At 45.8% G+C, this 1,483-nt stretch carries 1 protein-coding gene; it reads right to left on the reverse strand.

What is annotated here, in order from left to right; all coding sequences use genetic code 11:
* On the reverse strand, positions 1–1,243 hold a 1,243-nt coding region (locus tag B3G15_RS06800; protein ID WP_290719344.1), incomplete at its 3' end, for a BCCT family transporter.
* Positions 1,244–1,483: the final 240 nt, after the last annotated feature.

Raw genomic sequence — 1,483 nt, forward strand, 5'->3', positions numbered from 1 at the left:
TGAGGAACGTTCCTAAGCCACCGAATGTCTCGAACAATGCAAACATTCCAGTTTCAACCCCTTTATCGTTGACAGTCGAGATTAGGTCGACGTTTTGGAACAGTTCGTTCCAAATCGCTGAACCACCGAAGACTGAGAACCAAAGGAGACCAAAAATCGTTGGAACGAGCATGATGCCGATGACGAACTCACGAATCGTCCGTCCTTTCGAGACACGAGCGATGAATGTTCCGACGAATGGTGACCATGAAATCCACCATGCCCAGTAGAAGATCGTCCAACCGTTGATCCACTCACGTTCATCTGGGTTGAAGGCAGATGCACGGAAACTCATGACCGGTAAGTTTTGCAAATAAGCACCCGTCGTTTGCACGAAGAGGTCCATGATGAAACTGAACGGTCCGAGGAACAGGACGCCAATCATCNNCAACAGAACGGCGAGGACGATGTTGGCGTTACTGAGACGAACGATTCCTTTATCGAGTCCTGATGCCGCACTCATCATGTAAAGGACAGACACAACGACAATGATGATCATTTGTGTCAGGAAGGAGTTAGGAATACTACTCGTTAGGAAGTTCAATCCACCTGAGATTTGTTGTGCACCGAGACCGAGCGACGTCGCGACACCAAATGCCGTTGCTACGATGGCGAGTACTTCGACGGTACCTTTACCGGCAGAAGCATACCGAGGCTTCATCAATGAAGCGACAGTGTCACCAATCGTGGCTGGACGTCCTTTTCGGAATGTCGAGTAAGCGATAGCAAGCGCGACGATCGCGTATAATGCCCAAGGATGTAATCCCCAGTGGAAGAATGAATAGCGCATCGCGAGGCGTGCTGCTTCCGTTGGATCATCTGTTGCGACTGGCGGTGTATGGAAGTGCGTCAATGGCTCTGAGACACCCCAGAAGACAAGACCGATTCCCATACCAGCACTGAAGAGCATAGCAAACCAAGAAATGAGACCATATTCAGGACGGTCCGAATCCTTACCGAGTCGGATTGAACCGAAGCGGGAAAAGATTAAAAAGATAGCAATGATTAAAAAAGCACTCATGCCGAGAAGATAAAGCCAGCCAAATCCGTTAGAAATAAAGGATTGTGCTTTAGCTGTGACATTTCCGAGACTAGCTGCACCGATTAGGGATTCCGGTAAGATTCCCCATATGGTAAAGAGCACACAGAAAATGACAGATACCATAAAGACTTTTGTGATCTTACTTTTTCGATTATTTTCCATCGTGTTCCACACCTTCTTTCGAATTTTACATGGTTGTTCTGAATCGAATGATAACAACGACAATAATTATTCCCCGTTTGTCCGATAACAAAACCTAATCACGCAGGTGACTACCGTAACAAACATTTGTGCGAAAAAGCAAACCGTTTGGGAAATGAAACCATAGAAACTAGGGGATTACCAGAAAGGAAAGGTGTAAAATGGCGGATAATCAAATGTTTAAAATAATTTTTAAATAAT

Origin of the sequence: Exiguobacterium sp. UBA1053 (genome assembly GCF_002316465.1) — a bacterium.
In the GTDB taxonomy this organism is placed as follows: Bacteria; Bacillota; Bacilli; order Exiguobacteriales; family Exiguobacteriaceae; genus Exiguobacterium_A; species Exiguobacterium_A abrahamii.